Below are 19,631 nucleotides of genomic sequence, written 5' to 3' on the forward strand. Positions count from 1 at the left end.
GGGAATCGGACGCGGCGGGCGGTGTCCGCGAAGGCGCGCAACCCGCCGGAGTCAGGCCGCGGCCTCGTACGGCAGGACACTGCGCGCTTCGCGCAGGGCGCGCGACCACCAGCCCAGACGCGCGAGCAGCACGCTCATGGCTTCGTGCGCGGCTTGCGGATCGCGCAGTTCGCCGTCGGCGCCGAACAAGCGCCGCGCATGCATCAGGTGCACGCAATCGCGCAGGGTGACGGCATGCAGTTCGCCGTAGACCTGGCGCAATTGCTCGACCGCGCGCATGCCGCCGGAACTGGCGCCGTAGCTGACGAACGCCACCGGCTTGGCCCGCCAGGGCTCGTAGCAAGCGTCGATCAGCGCCTTCAGCGGCGCGGGATAACCGTGGTTGTATTCCGGAGTGACGACGAGAAAAGCGTCGGCGCCGTGCAGGCGCTGGCGCAGTTGCTGCAGGCGTGCCTCGTCGCCGCGCAGCAAGGGGCCGGCCAGGGGCCAGTCGGCCGGATCGATGCGCTCGACCGCGTAGCCGCCGTGGCGCTGGACCCGCCGCTGAGCCCAGTCGGCCACCACGTCGCAGAACCGGCCCTCGCGCGTGCTGCCGTAGATCAGCGCCAGTCGGATATCGGAATTCATCGGAAGTTTCGCGGCAGGGAACATGACCGCAGGCTAGGACCTCAGCTTTGGTTGAGGTCAAGCGGCGTCCGCGGCGGGGGCTCGCGCGCTGTCGCGGTCGTGTCCGCGAGCGCCGGCGCGCGAGGGTAAGGCGGGCGGTCCGCGCAGACGCTGAGCCGGGCGTCATCGTCGTCCCGGGGCCGCGCCGCTGCGGCCGCATCGGCCGGGGCGGTCGCGCCTAGACGGTCTGCGCATCGCCGCGCAGCGATGCGAAAACCCATGGACGAACGGGCGGCGGAACTCAGGCGCCCGGCGCGCGGCGGAACTTGTAGATCACCGCGCCGATCGCCAGCGCGATCGCCGCGGCGATCAGGTTCTGCGCGCTGGCGCTGGCCAGCAAGCCCAGCGACAGCGCGATCGCGGCCAACGGGATCAGCGGGCCGCCCGGCAGGTGCAGCGCGCCTTCGCGGCCGCGATGGCGCTTTTGCAGCACCAGCACCGATACCGCGGTGCCGATGTAGGTGCACAGGCGCGCCACCACCGACAGCAGCGCCAGTTGCTTGAACGAGCCGGTCAGGGCCAGCACCAGGGCGATCGCGCCGAGCAGCAGCACCGCCCGCGCCGGCGTGCGGAAGCGCGGATGGATCGCCGACAGCGCACGCGGCCCGTAGCCGTCCTGGGACAGGGCCAGCAGATAGCGCGGCCCCATCATCACCGTATTGCTGTTGGTGCCGAGGATGGAGATCGCCGCGCCGACGGTCAGGATCAGCGCCAGCGCGGTGCCGCCGAACTGCGCCGAGGCTTCGGCCAGCGGACTGGTGGACTGGGCGATCCCCGGCAGAGTGCCCAGCGCGACCAATTGCACGCTGAAATAAATGATGGTGACCAGGACGATCATGGTCAGCAGCGCGAACGGCACGTCGCGGCGCGGGTTGCGGTACTCGCCCGCCGCGGCCGGCAGGTTTTCGAAGCCGGCATAGGCGAACAACAGCAACAGGGCGGCTTCGCCGAGGTGGTCGACCGGCATCGGCGCGTCGCTGCGCAGCAGGCTGGGGTCGACGTAGAACGCGCCCAGCACCACGAACAGCAGCAAGGGCAGCAGCTTGCCGATCGCCAGGGCGACGCCGGCGCGGGCCGCGGTGCGTACGCCGAGCACGTTGATCAGCACCAGCAGGCCGAGCGAGCCGGCGACCACGAACACCCGCGCCGCGCCCTCGCGCGCCGCCGGCCAGAACAGCCCCACCGCTTCGGCCAGGCCGTTGCTGAGCGAGGCCGCGGTAGAGATGCGGGTGACCAGCAGCATCCAGCCCACCTCGAAGCCGGCAAAGGGACCGAAGGCCTCGCGGGCATACAGATAGCCGCCGCCGGGCTGGTCGAAATAGCTCGCCGCCTGGGCGTAGCACAGCACCAGCAGGGCCACGGCGAAACCGGCCAGCAGCACCGCCCACAAGCTGGCCGGGCCGAGCAGGGCGGCGGCGGTGGCCGGCAACAGATAGATGCCGCTGCCGATCACGTCGTTGATCGACAGACCGACGATCTGCCAGCGGCTGACCGCGCGGACGGTGCCGGTGCGGCCGTCGTCCGAGATCGGGGCCGCGTCGGCGGCAGGCAGGGACGAATCGGGCGCGTGCGGCGTCGGCTGGCTCAAACGATGGTTCCCCTCGCTCGTGGCGGATGCGGCCGAGGCTGCGGAGGAACGCAGGCGTGCCGGTTCCACGCCACCTTAGAGCCTGGGGGCGGCGGCTTTCAATCCGCACTGCGGCATCTGCGGCCAACGACGGGGCATAAGCCGCACCGGGGCCGGTTCGTAAACGTTGTGTTGGGTTCAGCGCGCCCGCGCGCCCGGCGGCGGCGTCGAACGCGCAAGCGGTCACGGTTCGGACGCGGGCGCTAGCGCGGATCGCCGCGCAGGGGGTTAAGGAATCGTCGCGATCCGATTCGCGGCGGCGGCGCGGTTCATTCAGGCGACGGCAGTGTCGAGACGCGCACCGCAACGGCGCGCACCGAACGGCGCTTCGCGCCGTAGCCAGGATTTCGAACGGAGGTAGACCGCACCATGAAGATCGATACCCGCACTCCGCTGTACGCCTTGGCCGTGTTCGGCCTGCTCGGCCTCACCGCCTGCGCGAGCAAGGGCGAGACCACCGACGCGCCGGCCGCATCGAGCACGCCGCCGGCCGCCGAGGCCGCACCGGCCGATGCGACCACGACCCCGCCGCCGGCCAGCGGCGACGGTTCCGGCACCTGAGTGCGAGGCGACGGGGCGGTGCGCCGCCCCGTCGCGTGCGGTTGCCGGTTCGGCGCCGGGGCGTGCGAGTCAGCAGGCTGAACCGGTCTTCGCGATCATGAACGTCCGTCGCCGGGCATGACCACCGGCGCTGGCGCGACGGCGGTGGCGGCCTAGAATCGCGCCCCATGAGCGCCTGTTCCGCCCGTGTCGTCCCCATCGCCCTGGCCGCCGTGCTGGCGGTCGCGGTATGGGCGCTGCCGGGCGCGGCGCAGGCGCGCACCGTCTACCGCTGCGTGCGCGACGGCACCGTCAGCCTGGCCACGGCGCCGGAGCCCGGTTCGCGCTGCGAGCCGCGCGAGATCGCCGACGACGCGGTCAAGCTGCCCAACCTGTGGGGCGAGATGGGCGTCATCAACGGCTCGCTGTACGAGCGGCAACAGGACGGCAAGACCGTCTACAGCACGCGCAAGTTGCCCGGCTCGGTAAGGGTGATGGGCTTCACCGTGGAAACCCCGCCGGGCGAACCGGCCCACACCGGCCTGGGCAAGGTCGGCAAGCCGCAGACCGACAAGTTCACCGGCCAGTTCCGCGCCGCGGCCAAGGCCAACGGTCTCGACGACGCCTGGCTGCGCGCCATCGCCCACGCCGAAAGCGGCTTCGACGCCAAGGCGGTGTCGAGCAAGGGCGCGCAGGGCGTGATGCAGCTGATGCCGGAAACGGCCAAGGAATACGGCGTGGTCGATCCGTTCTCCTCGGCTGAGTCGATCGCCGCCGGCGCGCGTCATCTCAAGAGCCTGATGCGCCGCTACAAGGGCGACCTGGTGCTGGCCGCGGCGGCCTACAACGCCGGCATCGGCACCGTGACCCGCTACGGCGGCGTGCCGCCCTACCGCGAAACCCAGGACTACATCGCCAAGGTGCAGGCGCTGCATCAGTTGTACCGCTTGGCCCTGGGTACCGGCACGCCGGCCTTGCGCGCGGCGCAGTGAGAGCCAAGCGCAGGGCAGCGAGGACGAAGCGAAAGCCGCCGCTTTTCTGCGTTCGTGCCGGTTTCGGGGCGTCGCAGCGAGAAGCGAGCGCGACCTGCCGCTCGCTTCTAGCTCCCTTACGCACGCCCTTGCTTACAACGGCGTGAGCCGCAGCAGTCGCGCATTGCTGCCGTCTTCCAGCAACCAGACATCGCCGTTCGGGCCTTGCTCGACTTCGCGGATGCGCTTGCCCATCGGGAAGCGTTCGGCCTCGGCGGCGCCGCTGCCGCTGAAGGTCACCCGGATCAGCGCTTGCGAGGCCAGGCCGCCGATCAGGCCGCTGCCGTTCCAGGCCGGAAAGCGGGTACCGGAGTAGATCACGAAGCCGGCCGGCGCGATCACCGGTGTCCACCACTTCTCCGGTGCGTTGAGGTCGGGGCGGGTGCTGTGGCGCGGAATCGGCGTGCCGTCGTAATGATCGCCCTGCGAGACCAGCGGCCAGCCGTAGTTGCTGCCGCGCTCGATCAGGTTCAGCTCGTCGCCGCCCTTGGGCCCCATCTCATGGGTCCACAAGCGGTTCTGCGAGTCGAAGGCGATGCCGAGCAAATTGCGATGGCCGTAGGACCACACCGTCGCCGCGACGCCGCCGCGGCTGTAGAAGGGGTTGTCGGTGGGCACGCTGCCGTCGTCGTTGAGGCGGATGACCTTGCCGAGCGGAGAGTTGAGATCCTGCGCCGGGTCGAACTTCTGCCGCTCGCTGGAGGTGATCCACAGCTTGCGGTCGGGGCCGAACGCGAGGCGGTGCCCGTAGTGGTTGCTGCCGCTGACCTTGGGCTGACGCCAGATGATCGTCTTCTCGGTCAGCCATGCGCCGGTAGCGCCATAGCCGAGCTTGGCCCGCATCACCGTCGCGCCGGCGGTACCGCTGGTGCTGCCGCGCTCGGCGTAGCTGATGTAGATCAGCTTGTTGGTGGCGTATTGAGGATGCAGGATCACGTCGCCGAGCCCACCCTGGCCGCCGTAGGCCACCGCCGGCGTTCCGCTGACGGTGATCGCGCTGCCGCCGAGGGTCTGCAGTTTGAGCGCGCCGCGCTTCTCGGTGACCAGCAGGCGGCCGTCGGGCAGGAAGGTCATCGCCCACGGTTCGTTGAAACGCGCGACTTCGGTCGCGGTGAACGGCGGCGCTTTGGCGGTTTCGGCGCCTGCGTCCTGCGCGGAGGCGTTGGCCGAATGGACCGCCGCCACGGCGGTGGCGCCGAAGAGCGCGGCGAAGCAGACGGTGGAGAGCATCGAGCGTTTCATTGCGGATCTCCGTGTTCGATGGCCAGGTCGGGGTGGGAAAGCCGGCCGAGATTGACATCGAACCCGACCCGGTCTTGCGACCGGTTCGGCAGTTCGCGGCGCAGGCGCAGGCGCCGCGGCGAACCGCAAACGCGATCACGCGCGCAATGCGGACACCGCGCTACGCAGATGTGAGGATGGTGCGCGCCGCGGGAGGCGGTGCGGCAAGAAAGCGGTCCGACCGGACGCCGGCCGACGGGCTCAGGCCAGCGCTTTGGGGGCGTCGAACGGCAGCAACACGGCGCCCGCGGTGCGCGCGAGCACGCTGGCTTCGGCCTGGGTCAACAGGTCGCGGTCGCCGTCGATCACCACCAGGATTCGGCCCTGGCGGATCTGATCGTCGAACTTGCGTCGAATCGGATCGGGCAACGCCGATCCCATCAGCGCCGAGGCCCAGCAACCGACCATCGCACCGGCGGCCGCGGCCGCCGCCGCACCGGCGATGGTCAGGCCGATCGGCGTCACCACCACGGCGACCAGGCCCGCGAGCAGCCCGGCCGCTCCGCCGTAACCGGCGCCGCGCAGCGCGGCCGGCATCAGGTCGGTGTCGGCCTCCTTGCGTTCGTTCGGTATCGATTCCAGCTCGATGTCGGAGCGGGCGATCAGCAGGATATCCGCGTCGTTCACGCCAGCGTCGCGGGCGGCGTCCATGGTGGCCTGCGCGGTGGCCAGGTCGGGCGTGCTGAATACGTGGCGGGTCTTCATGTCGGGTCTCCGGACACGAGTCGCTGCGCCGTCGTCGCGTCGCGGCGGACGCGGTTCGCCTGAACCGGCACGACGGCCGATGCCGGTCCGGGCCGTACTGCTACGAGCATCCGCCGCTTCGGGTTAGCGCGGGGTGAGCGGGGCGCGGCAGGCGACGGACGGCGCCGGGACGCCGCTGGGATGAGGGCCGTCACTGGACGCTGCGCGGCGGCCGTCGCATGCTGCCGCCGCGTTCCGTCGAGATCCGTCCGCAGGAGATCAGGATGTTGCCCGGCGTCGAAGTCCAATGCCCGTACTGCGGCGAAGCGATCGTGCTGCTGATCGACGACTCCGCCGGCGATCAACGCTATATCGAGGACTGCCAGGTCTGCTGCCGGCCGATCGTGGTCGATGTGCAGCTGGACGAGGATGGCGTACCGGACGTGACGGTCCATGCCGAGGACGAAGCATGACCGCGTCACTCGAGCGCTGCGCGAACCGTCTGCCGTTCGGGTCGTGCGGACGCCGGAGCCGATGAGCCCGAACGCGCGTCGCAGTTGTGCCGCCGCAACCGGCGGCGCTGCCGGGGGGCTGGATAGGCGAGCGCTCAATCGCGCGCTGCTGGCGCGGCAAAGCCTGCTCGAACGCAGCGACGAGTCGCCGCTGACGATGATCGAGCGCCTGGTGGGATTGCAGGCGCAGGCGCCGAATCCGCCGTATCTGGGCTTGTGGACGCGGCTGCGCGGGTTTCGCATGGAGCAGTTGAGCCAAGCTATGCGGGCGCGCCAGGTGGTGCGCGCGACGATGATGCGCGGCACCCTGCACCTGGTCAGCGCCGCCGACTACCGAGCATTGCGGCCGGCGCTGCAACCCACGTTGCAACGCCTGTCGTTGCGCAGTGGGCATGCGCGGGCACTGGACGGGCTCGATCTGGCGGACGTGCGCGAAGCCGGCCGCGCCGTCCTGCGCGGTACCGCGCTGAGCGCGAAAGCGCTCGGCGAAGCCTTGCGTGCGCGCTGGCCCGGGCACGATACCGGCGAGCTCGCGCTGCTGGTGCGCGGCGCCGAGCCGGTGGTGCATGTGCCGCCGGCGGGGTTGTGGGACGAGCATGCGCCGGCGCGTTTCGCCCTGGCCTCGGACTGGCTCGGCGTGGACATCGGCGAAGACGGCGGCGACGAGGCGGTCGATGCGCTGCTGCTGCGCTACCTGGCCGCCTTCGGCCCGGCCAGCGCCCGCGATGCCGCGGTATGGTCTGGCCTGACGGCCACCGGCGAGCGCCTGCAGCGCTTGCGTCCACGCCTGTGGAGCGGCTGCGACGACACCGGTACCGAACTGTTCGACCTGCCCGGGGCGCCGCGTCCGGATCCGGCCCTGCCGGCGCCGCCGCGGTTGCTGCCGGAGTTCGACAACGTTCTGCTTGCCCATGCCGAACGGTCGCGGATCTTCGACCCGGAACGGCGTAGCGCGATCTTCACCCGCAACGGCCTGGTTGCGGCGACCTTTCTGGTCGACGGCTTCGTCGCCGGCACCTGGAAGCTGCAACGCAGCGCGGCGTCGGCGACGCTGTCGATCGCCCCGTTCAAGCCGCGCCTGCCGGCGGCGGTGCGCGAGGCCTTGGAACGCGAGGCGCTGGATTGCATGACGGTGGTCGCCGGCGAATGCGCCCGGCACGAGGTGCGCTTCGTCGCCGCCGACCCGTGAGCGCCCAGCGTTCGTAAAGGTTGTGTTGTGTTCAGGCGCCAGGCGCCGCGGCTAGCGCCGCAAAGCTCCGCTCGGGTCACGTTTTAGCGTCCGCGGTGGACTCGCGGGCGGGGCGACCTAACGCCATTCGCCTGGGCTGTGGTTAAGCCAACGTAGCTTTAACGGTTACGGCGCCCGATCGGTTCAGAACCGCGGCGGCAAGGTGGGTCTCGTGCGGCAGGCGCCCACGGCGGACACCACGCCACCGGCCGAGGGCCGCGCGATCCGCATCCTCTTAATAAGCATCAGGAGACTCCGATGAATCTTCATTCCCGCAAGTCGCTGCTCGCTGCTCTGGCCGTGGTCGCTTCGTTGTCCGCCCCGCTGGCGCTGGCCCAGTCGGCGCCGACCGCGAGCGATGCGGCGTCCCCGGCGACCGCCGCCCAAAGCGAGACGCCCGCCGCCGGCCAGCCGGCCGCCGCGCCGCAGAAGAAGAGCTGGGCCGATGTGGACGGCGACAAGGACGGCAACCTGAGCAAGAGCGAGGCCGCGGCCGTGCCGGCCCTGGGCCAGGTCTTCGATCAGGCCGACGCCGACGCCAACGGCTCGCTGACCCCGGACGAATACAAGTCTTATGTCGCCAAGGTCCAATCCAGCGGCGGCCCCGGCAATAGCGGCGGCTGACCGCGCTGCCTTGGGGGCAGATTTTCCTGCGTGGTGTGAGGGCGGCCTTCGGGCCGCCTTTTTGTTGTGGGGACGGTCAGTCCGGAGCGGCCGGACGGGGCTGCGGCAGGCAGGGGCGCCGCGGACGCAACGCAATGGGGGCGGGGCAGCGGCCGGCCCCGAGGGCGGGTGGGGGTGGAATGATGGATTCTTCCGAGAGTCTCCCCAGCCATTGAGTTAAGTGACGCAGTAGACATTCAGGTGACGAACGGTCGCCATTTAGCACAGATTTGCGTGCAGGCTGGTTGCCATCGGCAATAGCAATCGGCCTCAGAGAGGCGGATCGTTGCACGGAAATTGAGCGCCCAATCATATTTCTGGGCCTAGAGCCCCTCGGCGCTCAAGCCGTCCCGTGCGATCCGACATCGGGCTCGATTCGGAAAGCCGGGGTCGCTCCCCTTGCGGAGCGCGCTGCTTATCAAGGAAAGACGCGATACGAGTCCCGGGGGGAGGGGTATGGCTCGTGGCGAATCTGAGTGCCCGTTCCTGATTTCTTCGTTCACGCGGACTGCTGCCGTCCCCGCGAGGGGGCGGCGTGCGCGCGTTTCTGGCCGCGATTCGGCAGGGGTGATTTTGAGACGCAAGTCTCTAATTGTCGAAAACTGTGACGGAACTGACGCTTTGCGGCAGTTGTCGTCAGCGGCGTTGATATCGGTATCACCGGTTTTACGAATTGAGACGCATGGCACGGAATTTGCGTTGGCAGGCTGCGTGGCCACGGCCTTTTTTCCTGATTTGCCGAATTCGCCTGTTCAGGCAGGTGAGGCGCGATATCGGGTCGAGCGTTGCAGCGGGATCCCGCCTGCGACGGTCGTCCCGGGCAGGAAAGCGGTTTCGGTTTTCTGAATCTGTGAAGTGACACGTCGCCCGTCCCTTGAGTTGGGGAACCGGCGACAACCCGGGAGTAGACAGCGTGATCGCCAAATTCCAAGCCCTCGCGACTGCGGTGAGCCGTCGCCTGATCATGCCGGCAGCGGTCGTTGCGACGTTGCTGTTCTCTTCCGGACCCGTTGCTGCGCAAACGGCTTCCAATACCGCGACCGTCCAGCCGCCCAGCGGCGTGACCGACCCGACCTGCAATGTCGCTAATCCGCCTTGCAACAGCGCGATCGACAGCGACTCGATCCTGCCGACGCTGACCCTGGTCAAGACGGTGACCAACGACAACGGCGGCACGGCCGTGGCCACCGCCTGGACCCTGCAGGCGGCCGGACCGACCAATATTTCCGGCGCCACCGGCGCCACCGCCGTCACCAACGCCCCGGTGCAACCCGGCGCCTACACCCTTTCCGAAACCGGCGGCCCCAGCGGCTATACCGCCGGGACTTACAGCTGCGTCGTCAACGGCGGCGCGCCGGTTTCCAGCAATTCCCTCACCCTGGCTTTCGGCGACGTCGCCACCTGCACCATCAACAACGACGACCAGGCGGCGACGCTGACCCTGGTCAAGACGGTGACCAACGACAACGGCGGCACGGCGACGATCAACGACTTCCCGCTGACCGCGACCGGTCCGACCACGATCACCGGCGTCAGCGGTACCGCGACGGTGACCAATGCGCCGGTCAGCGCCGGCGTGTACACCCTGACCGAAGCCAGCGTGGCCGGTTACACCGCCGGTAGCTGGAGCTGCACGGCGGGCACCTTGTCGGGCAACAGCCTGACCCTGGCCAACGGCGAAAGCGCGACCTGCACGATCGTCAACGACGACCAGGCGGCGACGCTGACCCTGGTCAAGACGGTGACCAACGACAACGGCGGCACGGCGACGATCAACGACTTCCCGCTGACCGCGACCGGCCCGACCACGATCACCGGCGTCAGCGGTACCGCGACGGTGACCAATGCGCCGGTCAGCGCCGGCGTCTACACCCTGACCGAAGCCAGCGTGGCCGGTTACACCGCCGGCGCGTGGAGCTGCACCGCGGGCACCCTGTCGGGCAACAGCCTGACCCTGGCCAACGGCGAAAGCGCGACCTGCACGATCGTCAACGACGACCAGGCGGCGACGCTGACCCTGGTCAAGACGGTGACCAACGACAACGGCGGCACCGCCACGATCAACGACTTCCCGCTGACCGCGACCGGCCCGACCACGATCACCGGCGTCAGCGGTACCGCGACGGTGACCAATGCGCCGGTCAGCGCCGGCGTGTACACCCTGACCGAAGCCAGCGTGGCCGGTTACACCGCCGGTAGCTGGAGCTGCACCGCGGGCACCTTGTCGGGCAACAGCCTGACCCTGGCCAACGGCGAAAGCGCGACCTGCACGATCGTCAACGACGACCAGGCGGCGACGCTGACCCTGGTCAAGACGGTGACCAACGACAACGGCGGCACGGCGACGATCAGCGACTTCCCGCTGACCGCGACCGGTCCGACCACGATCACCGGCGTCAGCGGTACCGCGACGGTGACCAATGCGCCGGTCAGCGCCGGCGTCTACACCCTGACCGAAGCCAGCGTGGCCGGTTACACCGCCGGTAGCTGGAGCTGCACCGCGGGCACCCTGTCGGGCAACAGCCTGACCCTGGCCAACGGCGAAAGCGCGACCTGCACGATCGTCAACGACGACCAGGCGGCGACGCTGACCCTGGTCAAGACGGTGACCAACGACAACGGCGGCACGGCGACGATCAACGACTTCCCGCTGACCGCGACCGGTCCGACCACGATCACCGGCGTCAGCGGTACCGCGACGGTGACCAATGCGCCGGTCAGCGCCGGCGTCTACACCCTGACCGAAGCCAGCGTGGCCGGTTACACCGCCGGCGCGTGGAGCTGCACCGCGGGCACCCTGTCGGGCAACAGCCTGACCCTGGCCAACGGCGAAAGCGCGACCTGCACGATCGTCAACGACGACCAGGCGGCGACGCTGACCCTGGTCAAGACGGTGACCAACGACAACGGCGGCACCGCCACGATCAACGACTTCCCGCTGACCGCGACCGGCCCGACCACGATCACCGGCGTCAGCGGTACCGCGACGGTGACCAATGCGCCGGTCAGCGCCGGCGTGTACACCCTGACCGAAGCCAGCGTGGCCGGTTACACCGCCGGTAGCTGGAGCTGCACCGCGGGCACCCTGTCGGGCAACAGCCTGACCCTGGCCAACGGCGAAAGCGCGACCTGCACGATCGTCAACGACGACCAGGCGGCGACGCTGACCCTGGTCAAGACGGTGACCAACGACAACGGCGGCACGGCGACGATCAGCGACTTCCCGCTGACCGCGACCGGCCCGACCACGATCACCGGCGTCAGCGGCACCGCGGCGGTGACCAATGCGCCGGTCAGCGCCGGCGTGTACACCCTGACCGAAGCCAGCGTGGCCGGTTACACCGCCGGTAGCTGGAGCTGCACCGCGGGCACCCTGTCGGGCAACAGCCTGACCCTGGCCAACGGCGAAAGCGCGACCTGCACGATCGTCAACGACGACCAGGCGGCGACGCTGACCCTGGTCAAGACGGTGACCAACGACAACGGCGGCACGGCGACGATCAGCGACTTCCCGCTGACCGCGACCGGTCCGACCACGATCACCGGCGTCAGCGGTACCGCGACGGTGACCAATGCGCCGGTCAGCGCCGGCGTGTACACCCTGACCGAAGCCAGCGTGGCCGGTTACACCGCCGGTAGCTGGAGCTGCACCGCGGGCACCTTGTCGGGCAACAGCCTGACCCTGGCCAACGGCGAAAGCGCGACCTGCACGATCGTCAACGACGACCAGGCGGCGACGCTGACCCTGGTCAAGACGGTGACCAACGACAACGGCGGCACCGCCATGATCAACGACTTCCCGCTGACCGCGACCGGCCCGACCACGATCACCGGCGTCAGCGGTACCGCGACGGTGACCAATGCGCCGGTCAGCGCCGGCGTCTACACCCTGACCGAAGCCAGCGTGGCCGGTTACACCGCCGGCGCGTGGAGCTGCACCGCGGGCACCCTGTCGGGCAACAGCCTGACCCTGGCCAACGGCGAAAGCGCGACCTGCACGATCGTCAACGACGATCAGGCGGCGACGCTGACCCTGGTCAAGACGGTGACCAACGACAACGGCGGCACGGCGACGATCAGCGACTTCCCGCTGACCGCGACCGGCCCGACCACGATCACCGGCGTCAGCGGCACCGCGGCGGTGACCAATGCGCCGGTCAGCGCCGGCGTGTACACCCTGACCGAAGCCAGCGTGGCCGGTTACACCGCCGGTAGCTGGAGCTGCACCGCGGGCACCCTGTCGGGCAACAGCCTGACCCTGGCCAACGGCGAAAGCGCGACCTGCACGATCGTCAACGACGACCAGGCGGCGACGCTGACCCTGGTCAAGACGGTGACCAACGACAACGGCGGCACCGCCACGATCAACGACTTCCCGCTGACCGCGACCGGTCCGACCACGATCACCGGCGTCAGCGGTACCGCGACGGTGACCAATGCGCCGGTCAGCGCCGGCGTGTACACCCTGACCGAAGCCAGCGTGGCCGGTTACACCGCCGGTAGCTGGAGCTGCACGGCGGGCACCCTGTCGGGCAACAGCCTGACCCTGGCCAACGGCGAAAGCGCGACCTGCACGATCGTCAACGACGACCAGGCGGCGACGCTGACCCTGGTCAAGACGGTGACCAACGACAACGGCGGCACCGCCACGATCAACGACTTCCCGCTGACCGCGACCGGTCCGACCACGATCACCGGCGTCAGCGGTACCGCGACGGTGACCAATGCGCCGGTCAGCGCCGGCGTCTACACCCTGACCGAAGCCAGCGTGGCCGGTTACACCGCCGGTAGCTGGAGCTGCACCGCGGGCACCCTGTCGGGCAACAGCCTGACCCTGGCCAACGGCGAAAGCGCGACCTGCACGATCGTCAACGACGACCAGGCGGCGACGCTGACCCTGGTCAAGACGGTGACCAACGACAACGGCGGCACCGCCACGATCAACGACTTCCCGCTGACCGCGACCGGTCCGACCACGATCACCGGCGTCAGCGGTACCGCGACGGTGACCAATGCGCCGGTCAGCGCCGGCGTCTACACCCTGACCGAAGCCAGCGTGGCCGGTTACACCGCCGGCGCGTGGAGCTGCACCGCGGGCACCCTGTCGGGCAACAGCCTGACCCTGGCCAACGGCGAAAGCGCGACCTGCACGATCGTCAACGACGACCAGGCGGCGACGCTGACCCTGGTCAAGACGGTGACCAACGACAACGGCGGCACGGCGACGATCAGCGACTTCCCGCTGACCGCGACCGGTCCGACCACGATCACCGGCGTCAGCGGTACCGCGACGGTGACCAATGCGCCGGTCAGCGCCGGCGTCTACACCCTGACCGAAGCCAGCGTGGCCGGTTACACCGCCGGTAGCTGGAGCTGCACCGCGGGCACCCTGTCGGGCAACAGCCTGACCCTGGCCAACGGCGAAAGCGCGACCTGCACGATCGTCAACGACGACCAGGCGGCGACGCTGACCCTGGTCAAGACGGTGACCAACGACAACGGCGGCACGGCGACGATCAACGACTTCCCGCTGACCGCGACCGGTCCGACCACGATCACCGGCGTCAGCGGTACCGCGACGGTGACCAATGCGCCGGTCAGCGCCGGCGTCTACACCCTGACCGAAGCCAGCGTGGCCGGTTACACCGCCGGCGCGTGGAGCTGCACCGCGGGCACCCTGTCGGGCAACAGCCTGACCCTGGCCAACGGCGAAAGCGCGACCTGCACGATCGTCAACGACGACCAGGCGGCGACGCTGACCCTGGTCAAGACGGTGACCAACGACAACGGCGGCACGGCGACGATCAACGACTTCCCGCTGACCGCGACCGGCCCGACCACGATCACCGGCGTCAGCGGTACCGCGACGGTGACCAATGCGCCGGTCAGCGCCGGCGTGTACACCCTGACCGAAGCCAGCGTGGCCGGTTACACCGCCGGTAGCTGGAGCTGCACCGCGGGCACCCTGTCGGGCAACAGCCTGACCCTGGCCAACGGCGAAAGCGCGACCTGCACGATCGTCAACGACGACCAGGCGGCGACGCTGACCCTGGTCAAGACGGTGACCAACGACAACGGCGGCACGGCGACGATCAGCGACTTCCCGCTGACCGCGACCGGTCCGACCACGATCACCGGCGTCAGCGGTACCGCGACGGTGACCAATGCGCCGGTCAGCGCCGGCGTCTACACCCTGACCGAAGCCAGCGTGGCCGGTTACACCGCCGGTAGCTGGAGCTGCACCGCGGGCACCCTGTCGGGCAACAGCCTGACCCTGGCCAACGGCGAAAGCGCGACCTGCACGATCGTCAACGACGACCAGGCGGCGACGCTGACCCTGGTCAAGACGGTGACCAACGACAACGGCGGCACGGCGACGATCAACGACTTCCCGCTGACCGCGACCGGTCCGACCACGATCACCGGCGTCAGCGGTACCGCGACGGTGACCAATGCGCCGGTCAGCGCCGGCGTCTACACCCTGACCGAAGCCAGCGTGGCCGGTTACACCGCCGGTAGCTGGAGCTGCACCGCGGGCACCCTGTCGGGCAACAGCCTGACCCTGGCCAACGGCGAAAGCGCGACCTGCACGATCGTCAACGACGACCAGGCGGCGACGCTGACCCTGGTCAAGACGGTGACCAACGACAACGGCGGCACGGCGACGATCAGCGACTTCCCGCTGACCGCGACCGGCCCGACCACGATCACCGGCGTCAGCGGCACCGCGGCGGTGACCAATGCGCCGGTCAGCGCCGGCGTGTACACCCTGACCGAAGCCAGCGTGGCCGGTTACACCGCCGGTAGCTGGAGCTGCACCGCGGGCACCCTGTCGGGCAACAGCCTGACCCTGGCCAACGGCGAAAGCGCGACCTGCACGATCGTCAACGACGACCAGGCGGCGACGCTGACCCTGGTCAAGACGGTGACCAACGACAACGGCGGCACGGCGACGATCAGCGACTTCCCGCTGACCGCGACCGGCCCGACCACGATCACCGGCGTCAGCGGCACCGCGGCGGTGACCAATGCGCCGGTCAGCGCCGGCGTGTACACCCTGACCGAAGCCAGCGTGGCCGGTTACACCGCCGGTAGCTGGAGCTGCACCGCGGGCACCTTGTCGGGCAACAGCCTGACCCTGGCCAACGGCGAAAGCGCGACCTGCACGATCGTCAACGACGACCAGGCGGCGACGCTGACCCTGGTCAAGGTGGTATCCGGCGGTTCGGCAACGGCGACTGATTGGACACTCAGCGCGACTGGGCCGACCACCATCAGTGGTGCCGGTGGAGCGACGGGTGCTGTCGATGCTGGTACTTACGTGCTGGCTGAAGCAGGCGGTCCCGCCAACGTCACCTACACGGCTGGCACCTGGAGCTGCACTGGAGGAACGCTTTCGGGTAACGATCTGACGTTGGCTATCGGCGAGACGGCAACCTGTTCGATCACCAATACCTATGTTCCGCCGGCGGTGACGGTGAACAAGACGTCGACCCCGGCCGGTCCGGTCGCGGTGGGCGACACGATCACCTACACCCTGACCACGGTGGTGTCGAACTCGCAGACCACCGGTGTGACCACGCTGACCGATACGCTGGGCACGGGCCTGACGTTCGGTGCGGTGACCAACGCCGGCATCTACACCTGCAGCAGCAGCGGTGCGAACAACGTGACCTGCACCCTGCCGGCCAACACGGCGCCGGGCAGCTATGCGGTGAGCTACACCGCGACGGTGAACGCGTCTGCGACGGGCAGCGTGGGCAACACGGTGGTGCCGACCGGCCCCGATAACCCGGGTTGCGGCACCTGCACGACCAACACCCCGGTGACCCCGTCGGCGGTGACGGTGAACAAGACGTCGACCCCAGCCGGTCCGGTCGCGGTGGGCGACACGATCACCTACACCCTGACCACGGTGGTGTCGAACTCGCAGACCACCGGTGTGACCACGCTGACCGATACGCTGGGCACGGGCCTGACGTTCGGTGCGGTGACCAACGCCGGCATCTACACCTGCAGCAGCAGCGGTGCGAACAACGTGACCTGCATCCTGCCGGCCAACACGGCGCCGGGCAGCTATGCGGTGAGCTACACCGCGACGGTGAACGCGTCTGCGACGGGCAGCGTGGGCAACACGGTGGTGCCGACCGGCCCCGATAACCCGGGTTGCGGCACCTGCACGACCAACACCCCGGTGACCCCGTCGGCGGTGACGGTGAACAAGACGTCGACCCCGGCCGGTCCGGTCGCGGTGGGCGACACGATCACCTACACCCTGACCACGGTGGTGTCGAACTCGCAGACCACCGGTGTGACCACGCTGACCGATACGCTGGGCACGGGCCTGACGTTCGGTGCGGTGACCAACGCCGGCATCTACACCTGCAGCAGCAGCGGTGCGAACAACGTGACCTGCACCCTGCCGGCCAACACGGCGCCGGGCAGCTATGCGGTGAGCTACACCGCGACGGTGAACGCGTCTGCGACGGGCAGCGTGGGCAACACGGTGGTGCCGACCGGCCCCGATAACCCGGGTTGCGGCACCTGCACGACCAACACCCCGGTGGCCGCGCCTGCGGTGAGTTACACCAAGACCGCAAGCACGGCTGGCCCGGTGGTGGTGGGCGACACTATCACCTACACGCTGACGGCGGTGGTGACCAACTCGCAGCTGACCACGGACCTGGTGCTGACCGACACGCTGGGCACGGGCCTGACGTTCGGTGCGGTGACCAGTGCAGGCTCGTACAGCTGCAACGGCGCCAATCCGCTGGTGTGCACGCTGCCGACGGGCACGTTGCCGGGCACTTACGCGGTGTCTTACACCGCGTCGGTGAATGCTCAGGCGACCGGTTCGGTGAACAATGCCGTGACTGCCAACCAGGGCACCTGCACCACCACCCCGTGCGGCACCGAGACCCCGGTGGCCACGCCTGCGGTGACCTACGAGAAGACCGTCAGCACCGCCGGTCCGGTCGTGGTGGGCGATACGCTGACCTACACCCTGACGGTCACGATCAGCAACGCGCAGACCACCGACGTGACCACCCTGACCGACACCATGGGTTCGGGTCTGGACTTCGTCGCGGTGACCAATGCCGGTCCGTTCACTTGCAACGCGGCCAATCCGCTGGTTTGCACGCTGCCGTCCGGTACGGTGCCGGGCAGCTACGCCATGAGCTACACCGCGCGGGTCAATGGCCAGGCGGGCGGTACGGTCAACAATGCAGTGGTCGGTACCGGTACCGATGCACCGAGCTGCTCGACGGTCGGTTGCGCCACGGTGACCGAAGTCGCGCCGCCGGTGGTGACCTACAACAAGACTGCGAGCACCCAGGGCCCGGTGGCGGAAGGCGACACGATCACCTACACGCTGACCACCACCGTGGGCAATGCGCCGACGCGCAATGCTCTGACCCTGACCGACACGCTGGGCTCGGGCCTGGACTTCGTCGCGGTGACCGGCGGCAACGGCTACACCTGCAATGCGGCCAACCCACTGGTGTGCACGCTGCCGGCCGGTACGGTCCCGGGCAACTACACGGTGACCTACACCGCGCGGGTCAACGCGCAGGCGTCGGAGACGGTCGACAACACCGTCGTCGGCACCGGCACGGACAACCCGACCTGTCAGGGCAGCTGCACCACCAGCACCACGGTGGCGCCGCCGCCGACCCTGCGGGTGATCAAGCAGGCCTCGCCGCGCGACGTGAAGATCGGCGACCTGGTCCGCTACACGGTCACGGTCGAGAACACCGGCACCGTCGATGCGACCGATGCGACCCTGGTCGATACGCCGCCGGCCGGCTTCAGCTTCGTCGACGGCTCGCTGAGCGTGGCCGATCGCGACGGCGCGGGCCGCCTGGTCGGTACCTATCCGATCCAGGTCGACCAGGTCGACATCGCCGCCGGTGAGCGGGCGACGTTCACCTACCTGCTGCGGGTCGGCGCCGGCGTGCGTCCGGGCATCCACACCAACCATGCGCTGATGCGCGACAACGGCAAGGTGGTCTCGAACGTGGCTACCGCCGAAGTCCAGCTGATCGCCGATCCGCTGCTCGACGAGTCGCTGATCCTGGGCACGGTGTTCGACGACCGCGACGGCGACGGCTGGCAGGACAGCGCGGCCATGGACGGGATCAAGGTCCAGGGCGGCTTCGCGCCGGAGGCTTACGTGCCGAACTCGACCACGGTTGATCGCGGCGCCGGTCCGACGCCGGAACCGGATGCGAGCTCGCCGATGCTGCACGGCATCGCCCTGGGCAGCATCGCCGGCCGGCAGTCCGACGCCGATCCGGTCTCGGCCCACACCGTGGTGATCCGTCAGCGCCTGAACGCGTTGAGCTTCAACGACGAGTTCACGCTGACCACCCAGCAGGGCGTGACCGTGCGCATGGACGCGGCCGGCGCCACCCGGATCGAGCGCAGCGGCGATGCGGCCAAGAACCTCACGGCTGCGGCGCCGACGGTGGAACGTCGGGTCAGCCAGGGCGAGGGCGGCTACGTGGTCGACTACGTCGTCAGCAACACCGGCGTGGACGAACGCGGCATCCCGGGCGTGCGCATCGCTTCGGTGGAAGGCCTGCTGATGGAGACCGACCAGTTCGGCCGTTACCACCTGGAGGGCGTCGATGTCGGCACCCTGGAGCGCGGCCGCAACTTCATCCTCAAGGTCGATCCCGCGACCCTGCCGCCGGGCAGCGTGTTCACCACCGACAACCCGCTGGTGCGTCGCGTCACCCCGGGCCTGCCGGTCCGCTTCGACTGGGGCGTCAAGCTGCCGGCCGGGCTGATCGAAGGCGGCCAGGAGCAGGTCGAGATGGAACTGGGCGAAGTCTTCTTCGCCCCGGGCAGCGCCGAAGTGCGGGCGCAGTACCTGCCGGCGGTGGAGAAGATGGCCGAGCAGGTCAAGCGTCACCGCGGCGGCGAGGTGGTGATCGTGGCCAACGGCGATACGCAGTCGCTGGCCTTCGATCGCGCCAGCGCGGTCAAGGATGCGCTGATCAAGCAGTTGCCGGCCGATGCGGCGCAGGCGCTGAAGGTCAGCGTGCGCGGCGACGCCGACGATCCGGGTTCGTTGATCGTCGGCCTGGGCGAGGGCGGCGCGCTGCTCGGCACGGTGTTGTTCGACACCGACAAGTCGACCATCAAGCCGCAGTTCGAGCCGTTGCTGGACAAGGTCGCCAAGGCCCTGGACAGCATGAAGGGCGGCGTCATCGCCATCGTCGGCCACACCGACGTGCGTGCGTCCTACGAGTACAACACCGCGCTCGGCATGCGGCGCGCCAAGGCGGTCTACGAGGCATTGGCTCAGCGGCTCAGCCCCGAGGTTCGCGCCAAGGTGCGGGTCGAGTCCAGTAACGATCCGACAGCCCCTGTCGGCGTGAAGCGGAACTGAG

Annotated in this window: 10 protein-coding genes; 6 read left to right on the forward strand and 4 right to left on the reverse strand. The window is 69.3% G+C overall.

All coding sequences use genetic code 11. The features are described 5' to 3' along the window. Positions 1-51: 51 nt before the first annotated feature. On the reverse strand, positions 52-627 hold the full coding sequence (locus V2J18_RS03800) for an NADPH-dependent FMN reductase (protein ID WP_064747649.1): 576 nt from the start codon (positions 625-627) through the stop codon (positions 52-54). 280 nt (positions 628-907) lie between these two features. After that, positions 908-2,194 carry an APC family permease gene (locus V2J18_RS03805; RefSeq protein WP_336133053.1) on the reverse strand — a complete coding sequence of 429 codons (1,287 nt, stop codon included), beginning with the start codon at positions 2,192-2,194 and terminating at the stop codon, positions 908-910. Positions 2,195-2,662: 468 nt separating this feature from the next. On the opposite strand from V2J18_RS03805, the gene V2J18_RS03810 reads away from it, so the two are divergent. After that, the gene (locus tag V2J18_RS03810; RefSeq protein ID WP_064747648.1) at positions 2,663-2,854 is read left to right on the forward strand and encodes a hypothetical protein; all 192 of its coding nucleotides are present in this window, start codon (positions 2,663-2,665) and stop codon (positions 2,852-2,854) included. A 167-nt stretch (positions 2,855-3,021) separates the two neighbouring features. Next, positions 3,022-3,825 carry a lytic transglycosylase domain-containing protein gene (locus tag V2J18_RS03815; protein ID WP_336131037.1) on the forward strand — a complete coding sequence of 268 codons (804 nt, stop codon included), beginning with the start codon at positions 3,022-3,024 and terminating at the stop codon, positions 3,823-3,825. 132 nt (positions 3,826-3,957) lie between these two features. On the opposite strand, the gene V2J18_RS03820 is transcribed toward V2J18_RS03815, so the two are convergent. Together V2J18_RS03820 and V2J18_RS03825 are read right to left on the reverse strand one after the other, a co-directional pair. Beyond that, positions 3,958-5,094 (reverse strand): PQQ-dependent sugar dehydrogenase, encoded by a 1,137-nt coding sequence (locus V2J18_RS03820; RefSeq protein ID WP_425606096.1) that lies wholly within the window; start codon positions 5,092-5,094, stop codon positions 3,958-3,960. A gap of 252 nt (positions 5,095-5,346) precedes the next feature. Then, the gene (locus V2J18_RS03825) at positions 5,347-5,850 is read right to left on the reverse strand and encodes a hypothetical protein (protein WP_064747645.1); all 504 of its coding nucleotides are present in this window, start codon (positions 5,848-5,850) and stop codon (positions 5,347-5,349) included. 263 nt (positions 5,851-6,113) lie between these two features. Here V2J18_RS03825 and V2J18_RS03830 point away from each other — a divergent pair, with 263 nt between their 5' ends. The 4 genes from V2J18_RS03830 to V2J18_RS03845 all read left to right on the forward strand — a co-directional run bounded on the left by V2J18_RS03830 (position 6,114) and on the right by V2J18_RS03845 (position 19,630). Next, positions 6,114-6,302, forward strand: coding sequence for a CPXCG motif-containing cysteine-rich protein (locus tag V2J18_RS03830; RefSeq protein ID WP_064747701.1), 189 nt, complete (start codon positions 6,114-6,116; stop codon positions 6,300-6,302). A 61-nt stretch (positions 6,303-6,363) separates the two neighbouring features. Further along, positions 6,364-7,530 carry a winged helix DNA-binding domain-containing protein gene (locus V2J18_RS03835; RefSeq protein ID WP_336131040.1) on the forward strand — a complete coding sequence of 389 codons (1,167 nt, stop codon included), beginning with the start codon at positions 6,364-6,366 and terminating at the stop codon, positions 7,528-7,530. Positions 7,531-7,827: 297 nt separating this feature from the next. Continuing rightward, complete coding sequence (locus V2J18_RS03840) at positions 7,828-8,193, forward strand: EF-hand domain-containing protein (protein ID WP_336131042.1); 366 nt, start codon at positions 7,828-7,830, stop codon at positions 8,191-8,193. Between the two features lie 952 nt (positions 8,194-9,145). After that, positions 9,146-19,630 (forward strand): OmpA family protein, encoded by a 10,485-nt coding sequence (locus V2J18_RS03845; RefSeq protein ID WP_336131043.1) that lies wholly within the window; start codon positions 9,146-9,148, stop codon positions 19,628-19,630. Position 19,631 lies beyond the last annotated feature (1 nt).

The organism is Lysobacter firmicutimachus (assembly GCF_037027445.1).
In the GTDB taxonomy this organism is placed as follows: Bacteria; Pseudomonadota; Gammaproteobacteria; order Xanthomonadales; family Xanthomonadaceae; genus Lysobacter; species Lysobacter firmicutimachus.

Bases quoted from the DNA above. Each gene is read 5' to 3' on its own strand.
- V2J18_RS03825 (WP_064747645.1), bottom strand. From the start codon at position 5,850: ATGAAGACCCGCCACGTATTCAGCACGCCCGACCTGGCCACCGCGCAG.
- V2J18_RS03840 (WP_336131042.1), top strand. From the start codon at position 7,828: ATGAATCTTCATTCCCGCAAGTCGCTGCTCGCTGCTCTGGCCGTGGTC.
- V2J18_RS03835 (WP_336131040.1), top strand. From the start codon at position 6,364: ATGAGCCCGAACGCGCGTCGCAGTTGTGCCGCCGCAACCGGCGGCGCT.
- V2J18_RS03830 (WP_064747701.1), top strand. From the start codon at position 6,114: ATGTTGCCCGGCGTCGAAGTCCAATGCCCGTACTGCGGCGAAGCGATC.
- V2J18_RS03820 (WP_425606096.1), bottom strand. From the start codon at position 5,094: ATGCTCTCCACCGTCTGCTTCGCCGCGCTCTTCGGCGCCACCGCCGTG.
- V2J18_RS03815 (WP_336131037.1), top strand. From the start codon at position 3,022: ATGAGCGCCTGTTCCGCCCGTGTCGTCCCCATCGCCCTGGCCGCCGTG.
- V2J18_RS03810 (WP_064747648.1), top strand. From the start codon at position 2,663: ATGAAGATCGATACCCGCACTCCGCTGTACGCCTTGGCCGTGTTCGGC.
- V2J18_RS03800 (WP_064747649.1), bottom strand. From the start codon at position 627: ATGAATTCCGATATCCGACTGGCGCTGATCTACGGCAGCACGCGCGAG.